This is a genomic window from Labrys neptuniae (assembly GCF_040797145.1).
Lineage (GTDB): Bacteria > Pseudomonadota > Alphaproteobacteria > Rhizobiales > Labraceae > Labrys > Labrys neptuniae.
The window spans coordinates 402,543-422,943 of the sequence record NZ_JBFNQD010000005.1 but is presented as its reverse complement, the minus strand read 5'-3'; the positions used below and the strand labels follow the sequence as shown (position 1 = coordinate 422,943).

19 protein-coding genes are annotated in these 20,401 nt (G+C 65.0%); 6 read left to right on the top strand and 13 right to left on the bottom strand.

Features of this window, described 5'->3' with window-relative positions:
• Positions 1–103: 103 nt before the first annotated feature.
• The 3 genes from ABXS05_RS17955 to ABXS05_RS17945 all read left to right on the top strand — a co-directional run bounded on the left by ABXS05_RS17955 (position 104) and on the right by ABXS05_RS17945 (position 1,936).
• Complete coding sequence (locus ABXS05_RS17955; protein WP_367624876.1) at positions 104–283, top strand: hypothetical protein; 180 nt, start codon at positions 104–106, stop codon at positions 281–283.
• A gap of 287 nt (positions 284–570) precedes the next feature.
• Entirely contained in the window at positions 571–1,107 is a 537-nt protein-coding gene (locus ABXS05_RS17950) for an HNH endonuclease (RefSeq protein WP_311944254.1), read from the top strand.
• A 103-nt stretch (positions 1,108–1,210) separates the two neighbouring features.
• Positions 1,211–1,936, top strand: coding sequence for a haloacid dehalogenase type II (locus ABXS05_RS17945; RefSeq protein ID WP_367624875.1), 726 nt, complete (start codon positions 1,211–1,213; stop codon positions 1,934–1,936).
• 83 nt (positions 1,937–2,019) lie between these two features.
• Here ABXS05_RS17945 and ABXS05_RS17940 read toward each other — a convergent pair whose 3' ends face one another.
• The 4 genes from ABXS05_RS17940 to ABXS05_RS17925 all read right to left on the bottom strand — a co-directional run bounded on the left by ABXS05_RS17940 (position 2,020) and on the right by ABXS05_RS17925 (position 5,432).
• Positions 2,020–2,628 carry a SagB/ThcOx family dehydrogenase gene (locus tag ABXS05_RS17940; protein ID WP_367624896.1) on the bottom strand — a complete coding sequence of 203 codons (609 nt, stop codon included), beginning with the start codon at positions 2,626–2,628 and terminating at the stop codon, positions 2,020–2,022.
• Between the two features lie 144 nt (positions 2,629–2,772).
• A complete protein-coding gene (locus ABXS05_RS17935; protein ID WP_367624874.1) occupies positions 2,773–3,372 on the bottom strand; it encodes a hypothetical protein in 600 nt (199 codons plus the stop codon).
• 45 nt (positions 3,373–3,417) lie between these two features.
• Positions 3,418–4,455, bottom strand: a complete 1,038-nt coding sequence (locus ABXS05_RS17930; protein ID WP_311944258.1) for an aldo/keto reductase — start codon at positions 4,453–4,455, stop codon at positions 3,418–3,420.
• 92 nt (positions 4,456–4,547) lie between these two features.
• Positions 4,548–5,432 (bottom strand): LysR family transcriptional regulator ArgP, encoded by an 885-nt coding sequence (locus tag ABXS05_RS17925; RefSeq protein WP_367624873.1) that lies wholly within the window; start codon positions 5,430–5,432, stop codon positions 4,548–4,550.
• Positions 5,433–5,540: 108 nt separating this feature from the next.
• On the opposite strand from ABXS05_RS17925, the gene ABXS05_RS17920 reads away from it, so the two are divergent.
• Complete coding sequence (locus tag ABXS05_RS17920) at positions 5,541–6,152, top strand: LysE/ArgO family amino acid transporter (RefSeq protein ID WP_394314316.1); 612 nt, start codon at positions 5,541–5,543, stop codon at positions 6,150–6,152.
• 341 nt (positions 6,153–6,493) lie between these two features.
• Here the strand turns inward: ABXS05_RS17920 and ABXS05_RS17915 are convergent, their stop codons facing one another.
• The 9 genes from ABXS05_RS17915 to gloB form a co-directional block, all read right to left on the bottom strand.
• Positions 6,494–7,174, bottom strand: a complete 681-nt coding sequence (locus tag ABXS05_RS17915) for a response regulator (protein WP_367624871.1) — start codon at positions 7,172–7,174, stop codon at positions 6,494–6,496.
• Positions 7,175–7,273: 99 nt separating this feature from the next.
• A complete protein-coding gene (locus ABXS05_RS17910) occupies positions 7,274–9,943 on the bottom strand; it encodes a DUF4118 domain-containing protein (RefSeq protein ID WP_367624870.1) in 2,670 nt (889 codons plus the stop codon).
• A gap of 204 nt (positions 9,944–10,147) precedes the next feature.
• Entirely contained in the window at positions 10,148–10,753 is a 606-nt protein-coding gene (gene kdpC, locus ABXS05_RS17905; protein ID WP_311937467.1) for a potassium-transporting ATPase subunit KdpC, read from the bottom strand.
• A 167-nt stretch (positions 10,754–10,920) separates the two neighbouring features.
• Positions 10,921–12,972: a potassium-transporting ATPase subunit KdpB gene (gene kdpB, locus ABXS05_RS17900; protein WP_367624869.1), complete on the bottom strand. Its 2,052-nt coding sequence runs from the start codon at positions 12,970–12,972 to the stop codon at positions 10,921–10,923.
• Between the two features lie 12 nt (positions 12,973–12,984).
• Positions 12,985–14,694 (bottom strand): potassium-transporting ATPase subunit KdpA, encoded by a 1,710-nt coding sequence (kdpA, locus tag ABXS05_RS17895; protein WP_367624868.1) that lies wholly within the window; start codon positions 14,692–14,694, stop codon positions 12,985–12,987.
• A 196-nt stretch (positions 14,695–14,890) separates the two neighbouring features.
• Positions 14,891–14,989 (bottom strand): K(+)-transporting ATPase subunit F, encoded by a 99-nt coding sequence (kdpF, locus tag ABXS05_RS17890; protein WP_195826137.1) that lies wholly within the window; start codon positions 14,987–14,989, stop codon positions 14,891–14,893.
• A gap of 201 nt (positions 14,990–15,190) precedes the next feature.
• The gene (locus tag ABXS05_RS17885; RefSeq protein WP_367624867.1) at positions 15,191–15,625 is read right to left on the bottom strand and encodes a hypothetical protein; all 435 of its coding nucleotides are present in this window, start codon (positions 15,623–15,625) and stop codon (positions 15,191–15,193) included.
• The gene (locus ABXS05_RS17880) at positions 15,622–16,047 is read right to left on the bottom strand and encodes a cupin domain-containing protein (RefSeq protein WP_367624866.1); all 426 of its coding nucleotides are present in this window, start codon (positions 16,045–16,047) and stop codon (positions 15,622–15,624) included. The genes ABXS05_RS17885 and ABXS05_RS17880 overlap by 4 nt, the downstream gene beginning before the upstream one ends.
• Positions 16,048–16,076: 29 nt before the next feature.
• The gene (gene gloB / locus ABXS05_RS17875; protein ID WP_367624865.1) at positions 16,077–16,844 is read right to left on the bottom strand and encodes a hydroxyacylglutathione hydrolase; all 768 of its coding nucleotides are present in this window, start codon (positions 16,842–16,844) and stop codon (positions 16,077–16,079) included.
• Positions 16,845–16,958: 114 nt separating this feature from the next.
• Here gloB and ABXS05_RS17870 point away from each other — a divergent pair, with 114 nt between their 5' ends.
• Together ABXS05_RS17870 and ABXS05_RS17865 are read left to right on the top strand one after the other, a co-directional pair.
• Entirely contained in the window at positions 16,959–18,446 is a 1,488-nt protein-coding gene (locus ABXS05_RS17870; RefSeq protein ID WP_367624864.1) for an HAL/PAL/TAL family ammonia-lyase, read from the top strand.
• A 65-nt stretch (positions 18,447–18,511) separates the two neighbouring features.
• On the top strand, positions 18,512–20,383 hold the full coding sequence (locus tag ABXS05_RS17865) for a tetratricopeptide repeat protein (protein ID WP_367624863.1): 1,872 nt from the start codon (positions 18,512–18,514) through the stop codon (positions 20,381–20,383).
• Positions 20,384–20,401: the final 18 nt, after the last annotated feature.

The window sequence follows — 20,401 nt, the reverse complement described above, 5'->3', positions numbered from 1 at the left end:
TTTTGCGGGTGGATGACGCTTTCGCGCTTGATTTTTGTCGTTTTCGGGCGGCATAAGCCTAGTCATCGGGAAGGGGATGGGCCTCTTCCTTCAAGAGCCGGACATGCCGTTGCCGACCCATTTCAACATCTTTGCGTTTGCGGATGACGCCTCCTCCCTGCCGGCCTGCATGCCGGGCATGGGCGTGGCTACCCGCAGCCAATGCAAAGTTGCCGGCCGCGACCTGTCGAATGCGAACCGTATGATCGTCGCCAGACTGGCGCAGGATCACACGAGAATCTGAACCGGCGGCAGGGCAGTCCCCTCCGCCTTGATGGCAGGAGGGTATGTACGCCCGCGACACACTCCAAACAATCCGGACGGTCGGCATGCTCCGCATGCCAGCGTGTGGCCGCGTGCACATCATCGTGCTGTCATCATTCCGTCTTTTCGTTGCCGGACAACTGTCCAGCTAGACCAGCCAACGGGGCTGGCCGGGAGTCAGACAGCGAAAACCAGAAGCCGGCCGGGTAACCGGTCATCCATTCCTCCAGCCCGTGTTAACTCCAGGAGCCGAGCGTTGAGGTAGTCATGTCGTCCCACCCCGCTTTGATATTGAATGCCGATTTCAGACCCTTGCGGTATTTTCCGCTGTCGCTGCTGTCGTGGCAGGATGCGCTGAGGGCCGTGTTTCTCGACCGCGTGAGCGTGGTGGCGGAATATGATGCCGTGGTGCGCAGCCCGTCGACGACGATGCGTCTGCCCTCCGTGGTTGCCTTGCGCGACTATCAGAAGGTGGAGCGCATGGTGCCGTTCACCCGTTTCAACCTGTTCTTGCGCGACGGCTTCACCTGCCAATATTGCGGCGATGGTTTCCAGGCCCGCGATCTGCAGTTCGAGCATGTGGTTCCCCGCTCCAAGGGCGGGGCGACCTCGTGGGAGAACATCGTCGCGGCCTGCGGCGACTGCAATGCCCGCAAGGCCGACCGCATGGACATGAAGCCCTTGCGCCAGCCGGCGCGGCCTTCGCCCTGGGAACTTCTGGAGGCGAGCCGGCATTATCCGCACAACTATCTGCACGAAAGCTGGGTCGACTATCTCTACTGGGACAGCGAACTGGTTTCGTGACAACCAAAAGGACAGGGAGGGCGGTGGCGACACCGCCCTCCTTGCGTTTGCGGCATGGGCGCCACGGCGTCTGCTGAATTCAGGGTTTTTCGAGGAGGAACCAATGCCGGAACTGGCGGACTTCAAGGTCTTGACCTTCGATTGCTATGGCACGCTGATCGACTGGGAAACCGGCATCTGGAATGCGCTCCAGCCCCTGCTCAGTGCCGGCGGGCGGGTGATCGGCCGCGAGGAGGCGCTCGCTGCCTTCGCCCGCCGCGAGACCGAGCAGGAGCTCCAGACGCCTTCGCTGCTCTATTCGTCCCTGCTTTCAGTCACCCATGCGCGGCTGGCGCAGGATTGGGGCATTGCCGCCCATGCCGACCTGCATGAGCGTTTCGGCGCCTCTGTGCCGGACTGGCCTGCCTTTCCGGATTCGGCGGGGGCGCTCTCCTATCTCAAGCGCCACTACCGGCTGGTCGTGCTCTCCAATGTCGATCGCCGCAGCTTCGCGGCCAGCAATACCAAGCTCGGTGGCCTTTTCGATGCGGTCTACACCGCCGAGGATGTCGGTTCCTACAAGCCGGACCCGCGCAATTTCAGCTACCTGCTCGAGCATCTGTCGCTGCAGTTCGGTCTCGAGCCGGCCGATGTCCTGCACACCGCCCAGAGCCTGCACCATGATCATATGCCGGCGGCCCGTATCGGCCTGGCGCGAGCCTGGATCGACCGCCGCGCTGGCAAGCAGGGCGGTGCCACCTTGGTGGTGGAAGGCGTGCCGGAGCCGGATTTTCACTTCCACAGCCTCGACGCATTGGCCGAGGCGCATCGCAAGGCGTATGCGGGGTGAGGCGGTCGTTGCAGTAGTGAAACCGGTAAGGGCCCGCTGGGCGGGGGACGGGCGCCATGACCCCCTTGGTGGGAGTTCCCGACCTATCCGGCTTTCGGATAGCCAACGGGCATCAGCCCAAGCGGCTTTTCCGTCGGGGGGATGCAAAAAGCCCGGCCCATGGCTGCATCGTCGAAGCCGGCAACCAAAACCGTGGCCAGATCCAGCGCGGCGGCTGTCAAGGCTGCATTCTGCGCAACATGTCCGGCTTCGAGCCACACATAACGTTCGGCTCGCCCTGCCGGCGGTTGATCCGCGTAGGGGATCGTCGTCTTCTCGAATGCCGCCGAAATGTGAAGCGCCAGAGCCGCCTCCGCGACCCAGGGCGCCTCGAAGGTCGCCGCGGCTGCCTTCGACAAGGCCATGGCATCGTTGTCTATCGCATCGAGAGCATGGCGTTCGACATCATAGCGGTAGAGACCAGCCGACAAGGTCGCCACACGGCGAACAGCAACCGTCAGTGTCAATGGATAGCGCGCACCCGCGGACGGCGTGAGCCTCTTGTCGTTAGCCCGTCGACGTCCCTGCATGGCGAAGAGCAAGGTACCAAGGTCGTCGATGGAAACGGACCGATCCGCGAAGTCACGGATCGAGCGGCGTGCTTCCAGCCTTATGGCAGGCAATCTGCTGGTCGGGTCTGTCAGGACAATCATCGGCACTCACCTTGCAATCCGGATGTCGCGGATGTCCGGGACAACGATGCACCGCCCTGTCCGACTTCTGCAACCCTCGGGCACGGGATCTTGCTGAACGGGATTGGCAGGCAACGGCCAGGAGCTTCGCCTTCTGCCGGCGGATCACCGACCTTTCTCGATGTGAGGCGACTGGCCGTCGCACTCGATCCCCCAACCCCATAGTTTGATCTGGCCCGCTTCCAAGTGTTGGAATGCGTCAGGCATGATCGGTGTCGAACCTAGTTTCGCGGGGGAGGACGTCTTCACCTTTCGCTGGATTCCTCTCTCAATGGAGCCAAAGGCCTTCCAATCGACGCTATCGATGATGTCCTCTGAAAACATGGAGCGCTGACGGACCCCTTTTTCGTTCCAGCATGTGATGTTCGTGGCAGCAAGGCAGCCATTCTGATCGCTGTTGCGGATAATTCGAATGAGTGCCGGACTGTGCAGTACGGACCGGCCTTTGGCATCGAGCTGGCGTTGCGTATCGAGGGCGAAGGTTATTTGCTCCAAGAACGGAACGCCGCCGACATTTTGAGGCCACGCCGCAAGACTGGAGCGGCCACCTTCAAAATAAGCGAGCGTTTTATCCCATGTTTCAAACCAACGATTGGGCTGATCCGGACGAGAGTGGTTCTCGAAGAATCTCATTTCCGGAATATCGTAAAGCCAGCGCAAGACCTGAACAGCATCGACATCCGTTCCAAAGAATGATGTTTGCATGTCGTTCCCTCTCGGGTCTTACGCCGCTTGCCCAAGCTTTCCGGGTTACGGCGCCCTCGCATCGATCAGCCCCTGCTGGCGCAGATCGCTCCAGAAGGCGTCGGGAATGGCGACACCCAGCAGGCTGACATTCTCGGCCGCCTGTTCCGGCGTAACGGCGCCCGAGATCACGCTCGCCACGATCGGGTGGCGCAGCACGAACTGGAAGGCGGCCGCCTTGAGCGGCACCTTGTGGGCAGCGCAGACGGCCTCGATCTTGCGCACCTTCTCGATGATCTCCGGGGCGGCCGGGGTGTAGCGATAATAAGGCGTGGGCACGCCGGCACCGGTGGCAAGGATGCCGGAGGCGAAGGGCGAGCCGATCACCACGCCGACGCCGCGCTCCTGGCAGAGCGGGAATTCGAGGTCGAGCGGGCCCTGGTCGATCAGCGTGTAGGGCATGGCGACCAGGAAGAAATCGAGGTCGAAGCGCTTGAGCATTTCGGGAATGGTGCCGAGCACGTTGACGCCGGCGCCGATGCCCTGGATCTCGCCGTAATGCTTGAGCATTTCGAGCGCCCGCCAGCCCGAGCGCTCCAGGTCGAGGAAATGCTGGGCGACGAGGTCGGCCGAGCCGACATGCGGAACGTCGAGGTCATGGATGAGCAGGAGGTCGATACGGTTGATGCCGAGCCGCATCTGGCTCTGCTCATAGGCGCGCATCACGCCGTCATAGGTGTAGTCGAAACGCTCCTGGAAGGAGAGGCCGCCATACCAGAACGGGCCCTTGAAAGTATCGACATCCTTGGGCCGGTGGAAGGTGCGCCCGATCTTGGTGGAGAGGATGAAGTCCGAGCGCGGCCTCTGCCGCAGCGCCTCGCCGAAGCGCAATTCGCTGAGGCCGCGGCCATACCAGGGCGAAGTGTCGAAATAGCGGATGCCGGCGTCCCAGGCGCCCCTGAAGGTGGCGCGAACCTTGTCCTCGTCGAGGTTCTCGAACATGTCCCCCATCGGGCCGCCGCCGAGGCCGACGGGCGTAAGCATGACGGAGGTCTTGCCGAGCCGGCGGGGCGCGGCATTGCCGGGCATGATGGGGAGCTGCATGGATTTCCGTCCCTGACGTCTTGAAGGTTGGATTCTGATTTGTCCGACAATGGTAGTGGTAAACTCCGTCCTGTCCAGAGGCCATGGCACCATTATGCCTGTTCCAGCCTCGCCCGCGCCGTACGCAGGATGGAGGCGGTGATGTCCTGGAGGCCCTTCTCCACGGCCCGGCTCCAATGCCAGTAGAGCGGCACCAGCAGCCGCGAGCCGGGGTGAATTGCGACGAGGGATCCCTCCTCGATATGGGGCCGCACCAGTGACAGCGGGTTCATGCCCCAGCCGAGCCCCGCCAGGGCAGCGTCGACGAAGCCGCGCGAGGAGGGGATCCAGTGGCTGGGCCGGCTTATGGGCCGGCCAAAAGTCTCGACCAGCCAGCGGTCCTGCAAGGCGTCCTTGATATCGAAGGTGAGGCAGGGGGCCTGCCGCAGAGCCTCCTCGCTGAGACCGTCGGGAAACCAGCGCCTGACGAAGGCGGGGCTGGCTGTGGCGATATAGGTCTGCACGCCCAATGCGCGGCTGCCGCAGCCCTGGAAGGGGCCCGGTGCCATGGCGACTGCCGCGCTGACCTCGCCGCGTCGCAGCCATTCGGCGGTGTTGCTCTCATCGTCGAGCACCAGATCGAACAGGCGCCCCTCCAGCCCCGACAGGGCAGGGAGGAACCAGGTTGCCAGGCTGTCGGCATTGACGGCGATACGCACGGTTGGGGCAGCCCCCGACGGCATCAGGCCGCTAAGTTCGCTGCGCAGCGCATGCTCCATCAGGCCGACTTCCTCGGCATGGCGGCACAGCCGCCTGCCGGCCGATGTCGCCGTGCAGGGTTGGCCCCTGACGACCAGGCCGGTGCCGAGGCGCTCTTCCAGGAGCTTGACCCGCTGCGAAATCGCCGAGGGCGTCACCCCGATCTCCTGCGCCGCCTTGTCGAAGGAGCCGCTACGCACCACGGCGGCCAGGGCTTCCAGCAGGGCGTAATCCAGCATCGGATCAATTTTCCTAATCTAGAGATAGATTAATTAAATTCTCTAATTTCATCGATGCGTGTAGTCAAACGCCGCTCCGACCAGTGGGTCGGATCGGGACAGCCCGTGATGGGGGAGACCATGACCAACGCGCTCATATCCGGATTCCTGCTCGGCCTCAGCCTGATCGTGGCGATCGGCGCGCAGAACGCCTTCGTGCTGCGGCAGGGCCTCAGGCGCGAGCATGTGTTCTGGGTCTGCCTCGTCTGCGCTTTGTCGGATGCCGTGCTGATCAGCGTCGGCGTTGCCGGCTTCCAGGCGGTGGGCGTGGCCGTGCCCTGGATCGAACCGGTGATGCGCTATGGCGGCGCCGCCTTCCTCATCCTGTACGGTCTCCGCAGCTTCCGCTCGGCGCTTGCCGATCATGGCGGGCTCGATCCGGGCGATGGTGCGGGGCTTGGACTTGGCCGGGCGCTCGCCACCTGCCTCGCCTTCACCTGGCTCAACCCGCATGTCTATCTCGACACGGTGGTGCTGCTCGGCTCGATCTCCACCCAATATCAGGGGGCCAAGCTCGCCTTCGGTGCCGGTGCGGTCACCGCCTCCTTCCTGTTCTTCTTCTCGCTCGGCTATGGCGCGCGCCTGCTGCGCCCGCTTTTCGCCCGGCCCGGCGCCTGGCGGGTGCTGGACGGGCTGATCGGCATGACCATGTGCGGGCTGGCGCTGAAGCTGGTAATGTGAGGGCATTGGGAGCCGGCCCTCGGACCGGGCTGGACCCGCGGCTTTTCCGGCAAAGGACGCCTTGAGAAGGAGGTGCTCTTTCTTCCCGTATTTCGCAGCCCCTCACCCTTACCCTCTCCCCGTAAGAACGGGGCGAGGGGGACGCAAGCGTCTCGACTTGTCTTCGAGATAGACACTCATCTCGCCCGACGGTTGGGCGAGATGAGACCGTGTCGGCAAAAACGAGTCGTCGAAGTTCCCCTCTCCCTGTTCTTACGGGGAGAGGGTAAGGGTGAGGGGCTGCGTTACTGATCAAACAAAGTACTTATTCTTTGGCCGGCCCGAAGACCGGCCCCCGGCGCTCACTCCTCGTCCTTCAGGCGATAGCCGATGCCGGCTTCCGTCTGGATGATGCGGGGATTGGCCGGGTCGCGCTCGATCTTGGCCCTGAGCTGGCCGATGAAGACGCGCAGGTAATGCAGGTCCTCGGCATGCGCCGTGCCCCACACCGAGGTCAGCAACTGGCGGTGGGTGACGACGCGGCCGGCATGACGCGCCAGCATGGCGAGCAGGTCATATTCCTTGGGCGTGACGCGGATGGCCTCGCCGTCCCGGCTCACCAGCCGCTTCAGCGTATCGATCACTAGGCCGTCGCTCTCGAAGCGGGTGGCATTGCCCTCCTCATGGGCCTTGTGGCGCAAAGCGGTGCGGATGCGGGCGATCAATTCGCCGATGCCGAAGGGTTTTTCGACATAGTCGTCGGCGCCGAGGTCGAGGGCAGCGATCTTCTCGGTTTCGCGATCGCGGGCAGACAAGACGATCACAGGTACTTTCGACCATTCCCGCACCTTGGTGATGATGTCCTTGCCGTCCATGTCGGGCAGGCCGAGATCGAGAATGACGAGATCCGGCGCGGCGGTGGCGATCAGGCGCATGGCGTCGGTGCCGTTGACGGCCGGCGTCACCTCATAGCCGGCGGCAATGAGGGCCGGTTTCAGGAAGCGCTGGATCTGCGGCTCGTCGTCGACAACCAGGATGTGCATAGGGGAGGGAACTCTCATTCACGGGGGGCGGGTCTTCGGACCCGCCTTCTCGATGCGCGTCGTCAGGCGGGTCCGAAGACCCGCCCCCCAATGTCGTCATCATGCCTCGGCTGGCAGACGGATGACAATGCGGGTGCCGCGCTTGCGCACGGCCGGGCTCTCGGCTGTGATGGTGCCGCCCATGGCCTCGATGAAGCCGCGGCTGATCGAGAGCCCGAGGCCGGTGCCTGGTGCCCGGCCGTCGACCTTGCCCCGCCGATAGAATTTGTCGAAGATCTTTTCCAGATCGGCCGGCGGAATGCCCTTGCCCTGGTCGGTGATGGTAACCACCACTTCGTTGTCCTCGCGCCGGGCGAACACGGCGGTCGAGGAATCCTCCCCGCCATATTTGTGTGCATTGTCGAGCAGGTTGAACAGGACCTGGCCGAGCAGCGCCTGGTCACCGCGCACCAGCGGCAGGTCGGTTGCCAGGCTGGTCTCGACCAGGCGGGTCGGAAAGGCTTTTCGCGCGCGCTCCACCGCGCCGCGGACGACGTCGGAGACATCGAGGAGGTCGCGTCGTGCATTGAGGGCGCCGGCCTCCAGGCGGCTCATGTCGAGGAGATTGGCGACGAAGCGGCTCAGCCTGGCTGCTTCCTCCTCGATGGAGGCGAGCAGGTCGTCGCGGCTTTCCTCGTTCATCTTGGTGCCGAGCTGGCGCAGCGTGGTGACGGCCCCTGTAATGGAAGCCAAGGGCGTGCGCAGATCGTGCGAGAGCGAGGAGAGCAGGGCGCTGCGCAGCTTCTCGCTTTCCTCGAGCGCGGCGGTGCGCACATTCTCCTTGGCGAGCTTGGCCCTGTCGATGGCGATGGCGGTCTGGTCGAGAATGGCGACCAGAATACGCTCCTCGGCCGGGGAAAGTGGCTCGGCCCCCTCAGGCTGCGCCAGGCCGAGCACCCCGACAGCGCCATTCGGGGTCAGGATCGGCCTGAACTCGAAGGCGATGTTGGGCAGGGTGCCGGTGCCCCGGCCGGCGATCTCCTTCTTCTCGAAGGCCCAGCGTAACGCCGTCATGTCGGTTGAATCGAGGTTGATGTCCGGTGGCCAGGCGGCCGTGACGGTGAGTTCGTCCTCCTGGGGCACGGCGATGACCACCCGTCCGTGCAGCGTCGCCTGCGCATGGGCGACGGCGGCCCAGAGCACGTCGTCCAGGCTGGTGATGCCCGAGAGCTTACGGGAGAATTCGTAGAGCGACATGATGTTGGCGGCACGCCGCCCTTCGCCCTCCGCCCGCTCGCGTACCCGGCCGGCAAGGTCGCCCGCCACCACCGCCACGATCAGGAACACCGCCAAGGCGAAGACCTCGTGCGGCTCGGCGATGGTGAAGTTGTAGAGCGGCGGGATGAAGAAGAAATTATAGGCGAAGAAGGACAACACCGCCGCCGTGATGGCACTCCAGCGCCCGACCGTGAGGGCACTGGCGAGCACCGCCATGAGGAAGAGCATGGAAGCGTTGGGCAGATAGACGAAATGCCGGAGGCCGATCCCGATGCCGACGGCGGCCGCCACGCAGCCCACCGCCATGGCGAGGCCGGCGAGCGAGGGCTGCAGGACAAGCCGGCGCCACCAGCGCCGTGCGGGCGGAGCCTCGGTCCCGGTGTTGGTGATGACGGTAACATTGATCTCGCCGGAGCGGTGCAGGAGGTCGTCGGCGAGAGAACGCCCGGTGACGCGCTGCCACCAGCTCGCCTTGCCGCTGCCGAGCACGATCTGGGTGACGTTTTCGGCGCTGGCGAGCCTGAGGATCTCGCCGACATAGTCATGGCCGTTGAGCCGCCTGACCTCCGCGCCCAGGCGCTCGGCGAGGCGCAGATTGGCCTCGAGGCCTGCAAGCGCGTCACCTCCGATTTCCTGGCCGGGCCGCTCGACCGTCACGGCCAGCCAATCGGCATTGAGCCCGGTCGCCAGGCGTCCGGCCGCCCGCACCACCTGCTGGGAAAACTGGTCGGGGCCGACGCAGACGATCAGCCTGTCGGCGGTTTCCCAGGGGCCTTCGATGGCGTTCTGGCGCAGATAGGCCAGCATCTGGTCGTCGACGCGCTCGGTCGTGCGACGCAAGGCGAGTTCGCGCAAGGCAGTGAGATTGCCGGGCTTGAAGAAGCCGTCGGCAGCGCGCCTCGCATTGTCGGGCAGATAGACCTTGCCGTCCTCCAGGCGCTGGATCAATTCGGTGGGCGTGATGTCGACGACGATGACCTCGTCCGCCTTCTTGATCACGCTGTCCGGCACGCTTTCGCGCACCGTCACGCCGGTGATGCGGGAGACGACGTCGGTGAGGCTTTCCAGGTGCTGGATGTTGAGCGCCGTCCATACGTCGATGCCCGCGCCGATCAGTTCCTCGACATCCTGGTAGCGCTTGGGATGGCGGCTGTCCGGGGCATTGGTGTGGGCGAGCTCGTCGACGATGATCAGGTGCGGCCGGCGGGCGAGCGCCGCGTCGATGTCGAACTCTTCCAGCTCACGGCCGCGATACTCGACCGTCCGCCGCGCCAGCAGCTCCAGCCCGTCCGTCAGGGCAGCGGTTTCGCTGCGTCCATGGGTTTCGACGATGCCGACGACGACGTCGACGCCGGCCTGCTTCTCCCGCCGTGCCCGCGACAGCATGGCATAGGTCTTGCCGACCCCCGGCGCCGCGCCGAGAAAGACAGTGAGGCGGCCGCGCCCCTCCCGTCCCGCCAGGCTCAGCAGGGCATTGGGATCGGGACGTCTGTCGGAGGGGCTTACGGGCAAACTTGCTTTCCAGGACTGGCGCCGATGCCTTCTCCACGAAGTGGGGAAGGTGTCATTGCGGAGCAATGACGGATGGGGTGTGGGCCGCTAGCTCTTGCCGTCTTGATAGGGAGCATGAGCGGGCCGCACCCCATCCGTCCCGACTGCGTCGGGCCACCTTCCCCACTTCGTGGAGAAGGCGCCCGCGCTTGTCCGGCAATCGTGTCACTTCGGCTTCATAGCATCAAGCGCCAGGTTCAGGGCGAGAACATTGACGCGCGGCTCGCCGATCAGGCCGAGGAGCCGGCCCGATGTCTGGCTGTCGACCAGGGCCTTCACGTCGGCTTCCGGCAGGTTGCGGGCCTTGGCGACACGCTGGATCTGCAGGGCGGCGTCGGCCGGCGAGATGTCCGGGTCGAGGCCCGAGCCTGAAGTCGTCACCGCATCGGCGGGAACGGCGCCGGTCACGCCCTGCTTGCGCAGGTCCTCGACCGAGGCGGCGACCCTGTCGGCCAGTGCCTTGGAGGTCGGGCCGAGATTGGAGCCGCTCGAATTGCTCGCATTGTAGGGTTGCGCCACGGTCTTGCTGGCGTCGTTGGGATCGGTGCCCGAGGTTGCCGAGGGCCGGCCCTGGAAATAGCGCTCGGAGGCGAAGTTCTGGCCGATCAGGGACGAACCGATCACCGTGCCATTGCTGGTGATCAGGCTGCCATTGGCCTGGCCGGGGAGGGCGACCTGCGCAATGCCGGTGATGGCGAGCGGATAGAGAATACCCAGCAACAGGGTGAACAGGGCCATCATCACGATGGCGGGGCGAAGATGGATCAACATGGGCTTGCTCCCTTGGAGCGTTGAAGGTTCTACCCTCCCCTGGAGGGGGAGGGTCGGCCAAAGGCCGGGGTGGGGTGGGAAACACATCGGTGGGCTGGCGTTGCGCTGCCACCCCACCCCGACGCTGACGCGTCGACCCTCCCCCTCCAGGGGAGGGTGTGTTGCCGTCACGCCAGGTGCAGGGCGGCGATGACGAGGTCGATCAGCTTGATGCCGATGAACGGCACCAGCAGCCCGCCGAGACCGTAGACCAGGAGGTTGCGCCTGAGCAGCGCGGCCGCGCCGACCGGCCGGTAGGAGACGCCCTTGAGGGCCAGCGGGATCAGGGCGACGATGATCAGGGCGTTGAAGATCACCGCCGAGAGGATGGCCGACTGGGGCGAGGCCAGGTTCATGACGTTCAGCGCCCCGAGTTCGGGATAGGTCGCGATGAACAAAGCCGGGATGATGGCGAAATATTTGGCGACGTCGTTGGCGATCGAGAAGGTGGTGAGCGAGCCGCGCGTCATCAGCAGCTGCTTGCCGATGCCGACGATCTCGATCAGCTTGGTCGGGCTGGAGTCGAGGTCGACCATGTTGCCAGCTTCGCGTGCCGCCTGGGTGCCGGTCTGCATGGCGACGCCGACATCGGCCTGGGCCAGTGCCGGCGCGTCATTGGTGCCGTCGCCGCACATGGCGATCAGGCGGCCGCCCGTCTGTTCCTTGCGGATATAGGCGAGCTTTTCTTCCGGTGTCGCCTCGGCCAGGAAGTCGTCGACGCCGGCCTCGGAGGCGATTGCGGCGGCGGTGATCGGGTTGTCGCCCGTCACCATCACGGTGCGGATGCCCATCGAACGCAGCTCGGCGAAGCGCTCCTTGATGCCGGGCTTCACCACGTCCTTGAGGTGGACGACGCCGAGGACGCGGCTGCCGTCGGTGACGCCGAGCGGGGTACCGCCCGTGCGGGCGACCTTCTCCACCGCTTGCCGGAAGGTTGACGGTGCCGCCTCCAGCGTGGTGCCGGCGAATTTCACGATGGCATCGACCGCACCCTTGCGGATGGAGCGGCCGTCGATGTCGATGCCCGACAGGCGGGTCTGGGCGGCAAAGGCGATGGTGGTTACAGCCTTGCAGGTCAGGTCCGGCTGGGCCAGGCCATATTCGCCCTGGGCGAGTGCGATGATGGAACGCCCCTCGGGCGTCTCGTCGGCGAGGCTGGCCAGCAGCACGGCCTCGGCCAGGTCCTGTTCGCTGACGCCGGGTACCGGCAGGAACTCGGTCGCCATGCGATTGCCGAAGGTGATGGTACCGGTCTTGTCGAGCAGCAGGGTGTCGACGTCGCCGGCGGCCTCGACCGCGCGGCCGGAGGTCGCCACCACGTTGAAGCGGATCAGGCGATCCATGCCGGCAATACCGATGGCCGAGAGCAGGCCGCCGATGGTGGTGGGGATGAGGGTGACCAACAGTGCTACCAGCACGGTGATGGAGAGCAGCGTGCCGGAATAGCCGGCAAGGCCCCACAGCGTCACCACGGCGATCAGGAAGATCAGCGTCATGCCCGACAGCAGGATCGACAGGGCGATCTCGTTGGGGGTCTTCTGGCGCTCGGCGCCCTCGACCAGCGCGATCATGCGATCGATGAAGGAGGAGCCGGGTTGGGTGGTGATGCGCACCTTGATCCAGTCCGACAGTACCTGCGTGCCGCCGGTGACGGCGGAGCGATCGCCGCCGGATTCGCGGATCACCGGGGCGGATTCACCGGTGATGGCGCTTTCGTTCACCGAGGCGACGCCCTCGATCACCTCGCCGTCGCCGGGAATGAGGTCACCGGCTTCGACGATGACGATGTCGCCGACCACGAGCTTGGTGGCGTCGATCACCTGGAAGTTTCCCAAGGCAGCCGCGGCCGAAGGCATGCGCTTGGCCTTGAGGTCGGACTTGGTGCGCTTGAGGCTCTCGGCCTGCGCCTTGCCGCGCCCTTCGGCCACGGCTTCGGCGAAGGTGGCGAACAGCACGGTGAACCACAGCCACGCAGCGATCTGCGCGCTGAAGCCGATGCCGGCACCGGTAAAGGCGTCACGCAAGCTGAGCACGGTGACCAGGGCGGCCACGACCTCGGTGACGAAGATCACCGGATTGCGGACGAGGAGTCTCGGGTCGAGCTTGACGAAGGCATCCTTGATGGCGGGCAGCAGGATGGCCGCGTCGAACATGGAGGGGGAGGTTGGTTTGGATGACATGATAGCCATTCCTCAAAAAGTCTTGCCGGCGAGCATGACGAAGTGCTCGACGATCGGCCCCAGCGCGAGCGCGGGGAAAAATTGCAGGCCGCCGACGATCAGTATGACGCCGACCAGAAGGCCGACGAACAACGGCGTGTGGGTGGGGAACGTGCCGGCCGAGGCGGGAACCCTGGTCTTGGCGGCCAGGGAGCCGGCAATCGCCATCACCGGCACGACATAGGCAAAGCGTCCGAGCAGCATGGCGATGCCGAGCGTGGCATTGAACCAGGGCGTGTTGGCCGACAGGCTGCCGAAGGCCGAGCCATTGTTGGCTGTCGTCGACGTATAGGCGTAGAGCAGTTCCGAGAGGCCGTGCGGACCGGCATTGCCGAGCTGCGACAGGGCGAAGGGCGCCATGGCCGAGATCGCGGTGAAGCCGAGGATCGCGGTGGGCAGGATCAGGATCGCCAGCACGGCGAATTTCATCTCGCGCGATTCGATCTTCTTGCCGAGGAGTTCCGGCGTGCGGCCGACCATCAGGCCGGCGATGAACACGCTGAGGATGGCGAAGACGATCATGCCGTAGAGGCCGGAGCCGACGCCGCCGGGCAGGACTTCGCCGAGCTGCATCAGGAACATCGGAATGAGGCCGCCGAGCGGGGTGAGCGAGGAATGCATGGCGTTGACGGCGCCGCAGGACAAGCCCGTGGTGACGGCCACGAAGACGGCGGTCATGGCCTGGCCGAAGCGGATCTCCTTGCCTTCCATGTTGCCGAGAGCACCGTCGAGGCCGAGATGCGCCAGGATCGGATTGCCTGCCGTTTCGGACCAGTACACCACGGCCACACCGGCGATCAGAAGGACGCCCATGGCCGACAGCAGGGCCCAGCCCTGGCGGCGGGAGCCGACCATCTGCCCGAAGGCGTAGACCAAGGCCGCCGATATCGACAGCATCGAGAAGATCGACAGGAAGTTGGCCAGTGCGGTGGGGTTTTCGAAAGGATGGGCCGAATTGACGTTGAAGAAGCCGCCACCATTGGTGCCGAGCTGCTTGATCGCCTCCTGGCTCGCCATCGGCCCCATGGCGATGGTCTGCTTGGCGCCTTCCAGCGTGGTGGCGTCGACACCGGCCTGCAGCGTCTGCGGGATGCCCATGGCTACGAAGGCCAGCGCCACGACGATGGCGATCGGCAGCAGCACATAGAGAGTGGAGCGGGTGAGATCGACCCAGAAATTGCCGAGAGTCGTGCCGCCCGAGCGCATGAAGGCGCGGGTCAGGGCGAGGGCAAGGGCAATGCCGGTGGCGGCCGAGACGAAATTATGCACGGTAAGACCGGCCATCTGGCTGAAATGGCTCATGGTGCTTTCGCCGGCATAGTTCTGCCAGTTGGTGTTGGTGACGAAGCTTATCGCCGTATTGAAAGCCAGATCCGGCGCCACATTGCCGAAACCCTGCGGATTGAGCGGCAGATAAGCCTGCAGCCGCAGGATCGCGTAGAGCGAGGCAAAGCCCGCCGCGCTGAAGAACAGCATGGCCAGCGTATAGGCAAGCCAACCCTGTTCCCGGGCGGGATCGATACCGGATAATTTGTAGAAACCCTTCTCGACCGGGGCCAGCACGGGCGTGAGGAAGGTTCTCTCACCGGTGAAGACACGGGCCATGTAGGCACCCAGTGGCTTCACCGCTACGAGCACCAGAGCGAACAGAAGGATGATCTGAAGCCATCCGTTCAAGGACATGGAAATTCTCCAAAACAACGCGAGCCCCGCCGATCCTCAGGGGAGATCGTCCCTTGGGGGATTGGCGTGGAGCCCGAAAAAGCGAGAATGAGCAGGGAGCGGGACCGTTTCCCGATGAGCCGGTCCCGCGCCCCCTCACGCGCCATCGCACCGGTGCGGGGGCAGCCGGCGTGGGAGGGCGGTGAAGCCGTGGAACTCAGAAGCGTTCGGGGCGCACCAGCGTGAAGACGAGATAGGCGCCGAGCAGGACGGCCACGAGGAGGCCGAGGAGGGGATCGAACATGATGCGCCTCACAGCCTGTCGAGGACGCGGGCATAAAGGACCATCAGCGACAGGCCACCGAGCCCCAGCGCCATATAGGCAAGATCTAGCATGACAAACTCCAACCCGATTGGGCATGGGTGTGGTTTGCCACCAAAGGGCGTCAGGGTTCGATTCCGATTATCGAGCCCGGGCGTAAGGAAAGTGTAAGGATTGGGGTCGGCGCCGACGACGTCAGAGTGTCCCCGGAGTCCATTTCAGATCGATGATCTTCCAAGCGTCGTAGAATCGCTCGTCAAAGCGAAGAGCATCCTTGCGCGCGAGACACCGCGTGGCGGCGCGAAGGACGTTGGCCCCGACCGTGGCGCTTGTCGCAGCAACCAATTCAGGTCGTCGCGCAAGCGTGCTGTCGCGATTGAAGAAAATACGCACGGTTGCCCATTGGGTGCCGGATTGCCCGATCGCGGGTGCCACACAGGGGCGCATGGCACGGGTCAAGATCTCCTGCATTTGCATGATCTGCGCAGGGTCGATCCTCGCTCTATCTGCCCGTGCTGCTGCCCCAGGGATCGCGAAGCAGGCAATGAGGGTCAGCCCAACCGCGACCGAGCGCAGGCCCTCGCCTTTCCAGATCAGGTTCGTACATGGCAAATTGCGTCGCAGGATCACTGTCCGGGCGCCCAGTTGGGCGGGGCCAGTTCGAAGCCTTCGAAGCGGAAGCCGGGCGCAACCGTACAGCCCACCAGAGTCCAGTCGCCGAGGCTGCGAGCCGCCTGCCACACGCCCGTCGGTACCACGCCCTGCGGCCGTTGGCCTGCGGCGAAATCGGTGCCGAGGATCAGGCGCTTGGTGGCAATTCCATCCGCCGAGAGGTCGAGGGCCAGCGGCGCGCCGGCATGGAAGTGCCAGATCTCGGCGGCGTCGACCCGATGCCAATGCGAACGTTCGCCGGCCTGGAGCAGGTAATAGATCGCGGTCGAGGCCGACCGGTCGCCGTGAAGGGCGCTGTCTTCGAACGTGCGGACATAGTGGCCGCCCTCGGGGTGGGGCTGCATGTCGAGGAGGGCGATGATCTCGGCGGCGGTCTTCATGATCATTTCCATTGTGTCGAAGAGGGTATTCAGAACCGGTTCTTGCGCTCGCGCAGTTCGGTGAACACGGCGACGGGATCGGCCCCGGCCAGCCCGACGGCCTTGGCGACGCCGGGATCGTCGGCGCGCAGGAACGGATTTTCCTGCTTTTCGGCGCCCAGCAGCACCGGCAGGGTGAAGCGGTGGGCGCCGCGCTGGGCCTCGACCTCGGCGGCGCGCCTGGCCAGAGCCTGGTTGGCGGGATCGACCGTGAGGGCGAAGCGGGCATTGGCAAGCGTGTATTCATGCCCGCAATAGAGCTGCGTATCGTCGGGCAAGGCTCGCAATTTCAGCAGGGACTGCCACATGTCGGCCGGCGAGCCCTCGAACAGCCGGCCGCAGCCCAGCGAGAACAGGGTGTCGGCGGCAAACAGCAGCTTCTGCTCCCGGAACCAGTAGGCGATATGGCCCACCGTGTGGCCCGGGGTGTCGATGATCTCGGCCACGAGCGAGCCGACATTGACGGTGCCGCCCTCCACGACGGTTTCGTCGACGGCCGGGATGCGGTGGGCATCGGCTTTCGCTGCGACCACCCGGCAGCCATAGGAGGTCTTCAACGCCTCGATGCCCTCGACATGGTCGGCGTGATGATGGGTGACTAGGATGTCGGTCAGCCGCCAGCCACGTCGTTCGAGGGCGGCTTCGATCGCTTCGGCCTCCGGTGCGTCGATGGCCGCGGTGCGTCCGGTCGCCTCGTCATGAAGCAGCACGCCGAAATTGTCGCTCCGGCACAAGAACAGTTCGATCAGCGCGCTCATTCTCATCCTCGCGGCATGCACATTTATTTGGAGATGCGTCCCCTTCTATGCGATTGGCGGTGCGAGGTCACGCAAACGATGGCGCGGGCCGACAGTGATGAGGGAACCCTGAAAATGTCCGGCGGAACTGTGGTGATCGGCGATGCGCCCCTGACCATCGATGCGCTCACCGCCATCGCCCGCGAGCGTTGCCATGTGATCCTGTCGCCGGCCGCCCGCGAACGCATCGGTGCGGCGCGCTCGGTGATCGAGCAGGCCATTGCCGAAAACAAGCCGGTCTATGGCCTGACCACCGGGCTTGGCGCGGGCGTCGACACCCGGCTTTCCGCCGACGATCTTGCCGCCTTCCAGCGCCGCGTTGCCTTTGCCCGCGCGGTCGGGGTGGGTGATGAAATGCCGGTCGCCGAGGTCAGGGCCATGATGGCGGCGCGTATCGCCGGCATGAGCGTCGGCCAGACCGGCGTGTCGCTCACGGTCGTGGAAGCGCTGGCCGCGGCCCTCAATGCCGGATTTCATCCCATCGTGCCGACGATCGGTTCGATCGGCGCCGCCGATCTCGCACCGCTTGCCCATATGGCCCTGGCACTGCTCGGCGAAAGCGAAGCCGACTATCGCGGCGAACGCCTGTCCGGTGCCGAGGCGCTGCGGCGGGCCGGGCTGCAGCCGGTGCCGATCGGACCGAAGGACGGGCATGCCCTGGTGGTGGCCAATGCGGCCTCCACCGGCCGCGGCGCCCTGGCGCTCGCCGAAGCGCGCCTGGCGCTCGATACGCTCGACCGCGCCGCGGCCCTGTCGATGGAAGCCTTCGGCGCCAATATCACTCCCCTGTCCGAGGCGGTGAACGCGGCCCGTCCGGCCCCGGGCCAGCGCGAGGCAGCCCGCGCGATCTATGCCCTGCTGGCCGGCGGCCCGCTCAGCGACAACAAGGCGAGCCGGCGGGTTCAGGATCCGCTCTCCTTCCGTTGTGTCGCACCGGTGCACGGTGCCGCGCGCACCGCCTTTGCCGAGGCCGAGGCGATGGTGCTGCTCGAACTCAACCATTCCGGCGACAATCCGGTGATCGTCGAGGGGCAGCTGGTGTCCAACGGCAATTTCGACATGACCGGCTTCACCCTGCGCTTCGAGGCGCTCTCGCAGGCGCTCTCCCATGTGGCGACGATCTCGGCACAGCGCGCCTTGAAGCTGATGTCGCCCGTCTATTCCGACCAGCCGCGCTTCCTCACCCCGATGGGGCAGAGCCGCACCGGCTTCGCCACGCTGCAGAAGGCGATCGGTGCGCTGGAGGGCGAGATCCGGGCGCGGGCCCAGCCGGCGACCCTGGCCTTGCTGCATGCCGCCGACGGTGTCGAGGACCATGCCGCCAACGCGCCGGCGGCGGTGACCAAGCTCGGGGAGAGCGCGGAGCGGCTGCTGGTGCTGGCGGCCTGCGAACTGGTTGTGGCGGCCCAGAGCATCGACCTGCGCGGTACGGTTGCGCTGGGGCAGGGGACTGCGCGCATCCGCGATTTCGTGCGTGCCCATGTCGAGCGCCTGGAAGAGGATCGCCCGAGCGGCCCCGACGTCTCCCGCCTGGCGGAGGCGATCAGGGCGCGGGGGTGGTGAGGCTTTACGTATCGTTACGCCTACGATAGCTCTTCGAGGCACAGTCAAGTCCTTGAAAGCTGCCCATGTCCTGGTTGCGCCGCTGGTTCGAACGTAAGCCCGTCCGAGCCGTCCCCGTGCGGGACGAGCCCGACGAAGTCGAGGAATCCTCCGGTTGTAGCCATGATCAGGCCGAGATCGAGCAGCGGATCGGCACGCCGGACTTCGATCTCTTCGTCGCCGAGGGCGAATTGGAGATCGGCGGAAATCTGAAACACGGTGCGCATCATCTTGCCTGTCTGTTGCTGGTCGATCCGAGCCGGCCCGATTGGCGCCAGTTGGCAGATCGCTATGTGGCGAAGGCCGGCAGTCGGCTCGACCGGCTCATCCCCGAAACCGCCGAGCGCTATGCGGCGACGGAAGCCTTGCGTGCCTATTTCTGGCACGCCCAGGGACGTGTAGAGGAAGCACTCCGGCACCTCGTCGGCGTTACCGAGGCGATGCATGATAAACGCTATCTCGATGCATGGGCGCATGAATGGCTGGCAGTCTCCGGCGCAGTCGAGGCGCTGCCGCCCGATCTCATTCTGAGGCTGCTGGGCTATGTCGTGACGAGGGCGCCAGAGCCTCACAAGGCATCGTTGCCGCAGTTGCGTATGGCCGAGCGCTGGGCGGATCTTGCTTGCCGTGCTCTGCCGGGGGAATTGTCCGGATTGCAGGCCATGTTCAAGGCGGGGTTGTTGCGCAAGGCTGCCCGCTATGAAGAGGCGCTCGTGGCTGTCGGGCCGTTGGCGCAAAGCGATGAAAATCAGGCGATGGCGCGCGGCTTGGTCCTGCGCCGGCTGAACCGTCCCGAGGAATCGCAGGAGGCCTTCGCCCGTGCCATCGAGCTTTCGCCGGGCAATGAGAGTCCTTTTCTGGAAGTTGGTGATACCTGGTTCGATCTTGCCCAGTGGCAGCATGCCCTGACCTGGTATGAAGGTGCGCTCGCCGTTGAGGCTGACCAACCCTGGGCGAAGGCCTCAGCTGCGTTTTGCCACTGGAAGCTGGAAGGAGGCGAGGCCCGCTACCAGCAGTTCATTGAACTAGCCAGGGAGGGGAACGGCAGAGCGAGGCAGATCTGGTACGCCCATTTCGACGCCTTGCCGCAATTCCATGATGCCACCGCCAATTGCTGGCGTCAGATGCGCTCTGATCTTGCGAAGGCAGCGCCGGGCCGGCCGGAGGGCGACCGGTTCGAATTCAAACTGGGGTTTTCGGCTCTGGAGGCTCCGAGCAATCGGCTGGCCATCGCGCTGGATTGTACCGCCGCCGGCAAAGCCCCGGCGATGGAGATCAGCGTCGATGCGATTCCTAGCCCGGATCCTCGTGTTCCTCTTACCACGGTCGACTACCTCCTATGGCGTTACGACGGTACAACGCCATTTGCTGCCGTTGATCCGCCTCGCGAGGCGATCTCGGAGCGCATCGCCGCGATGGCGCGCAAGCGCTATTCGATGGAGGCCAATTGCGCCGAGGCCAGCTTCGCCGCCGCCGAATTAGGCGTGGAAGCAATAGGGGATCTGCTCGCCGTTATGCTCCATCCGCCGGCCGTGCCGGAGGACGATCAGGCCTTGGCGTGGGTGCCTCGCATCCAATTGACGGCGGCTCTCGTCCTGGCGCAGATCGACCAGGGGTGGGACATATCGGAGCGGCGCAAGGCGTTGTATTCGATGTTGTTCGGGCCTTCCGACTGGATTACCGGAGCGGCCATTCGTGCCCTGGCCTGGATTGCGCAGACAGAGCAGGCACATGCCATGGATATCCACGAGCAGTTCCTTTTCCTGGAGCGGCAAATACCGGATATGGGAGGTTGCTGCCGGGCTGACATACTCTATGACCAATGGCGACATCTGCCCTTTCAGTCCGACGCTGAACGAGAACGATATGAGAAACGGCTGCAGGAACTGAGCGAATAGCAGTTTCGCGGCGGCGCG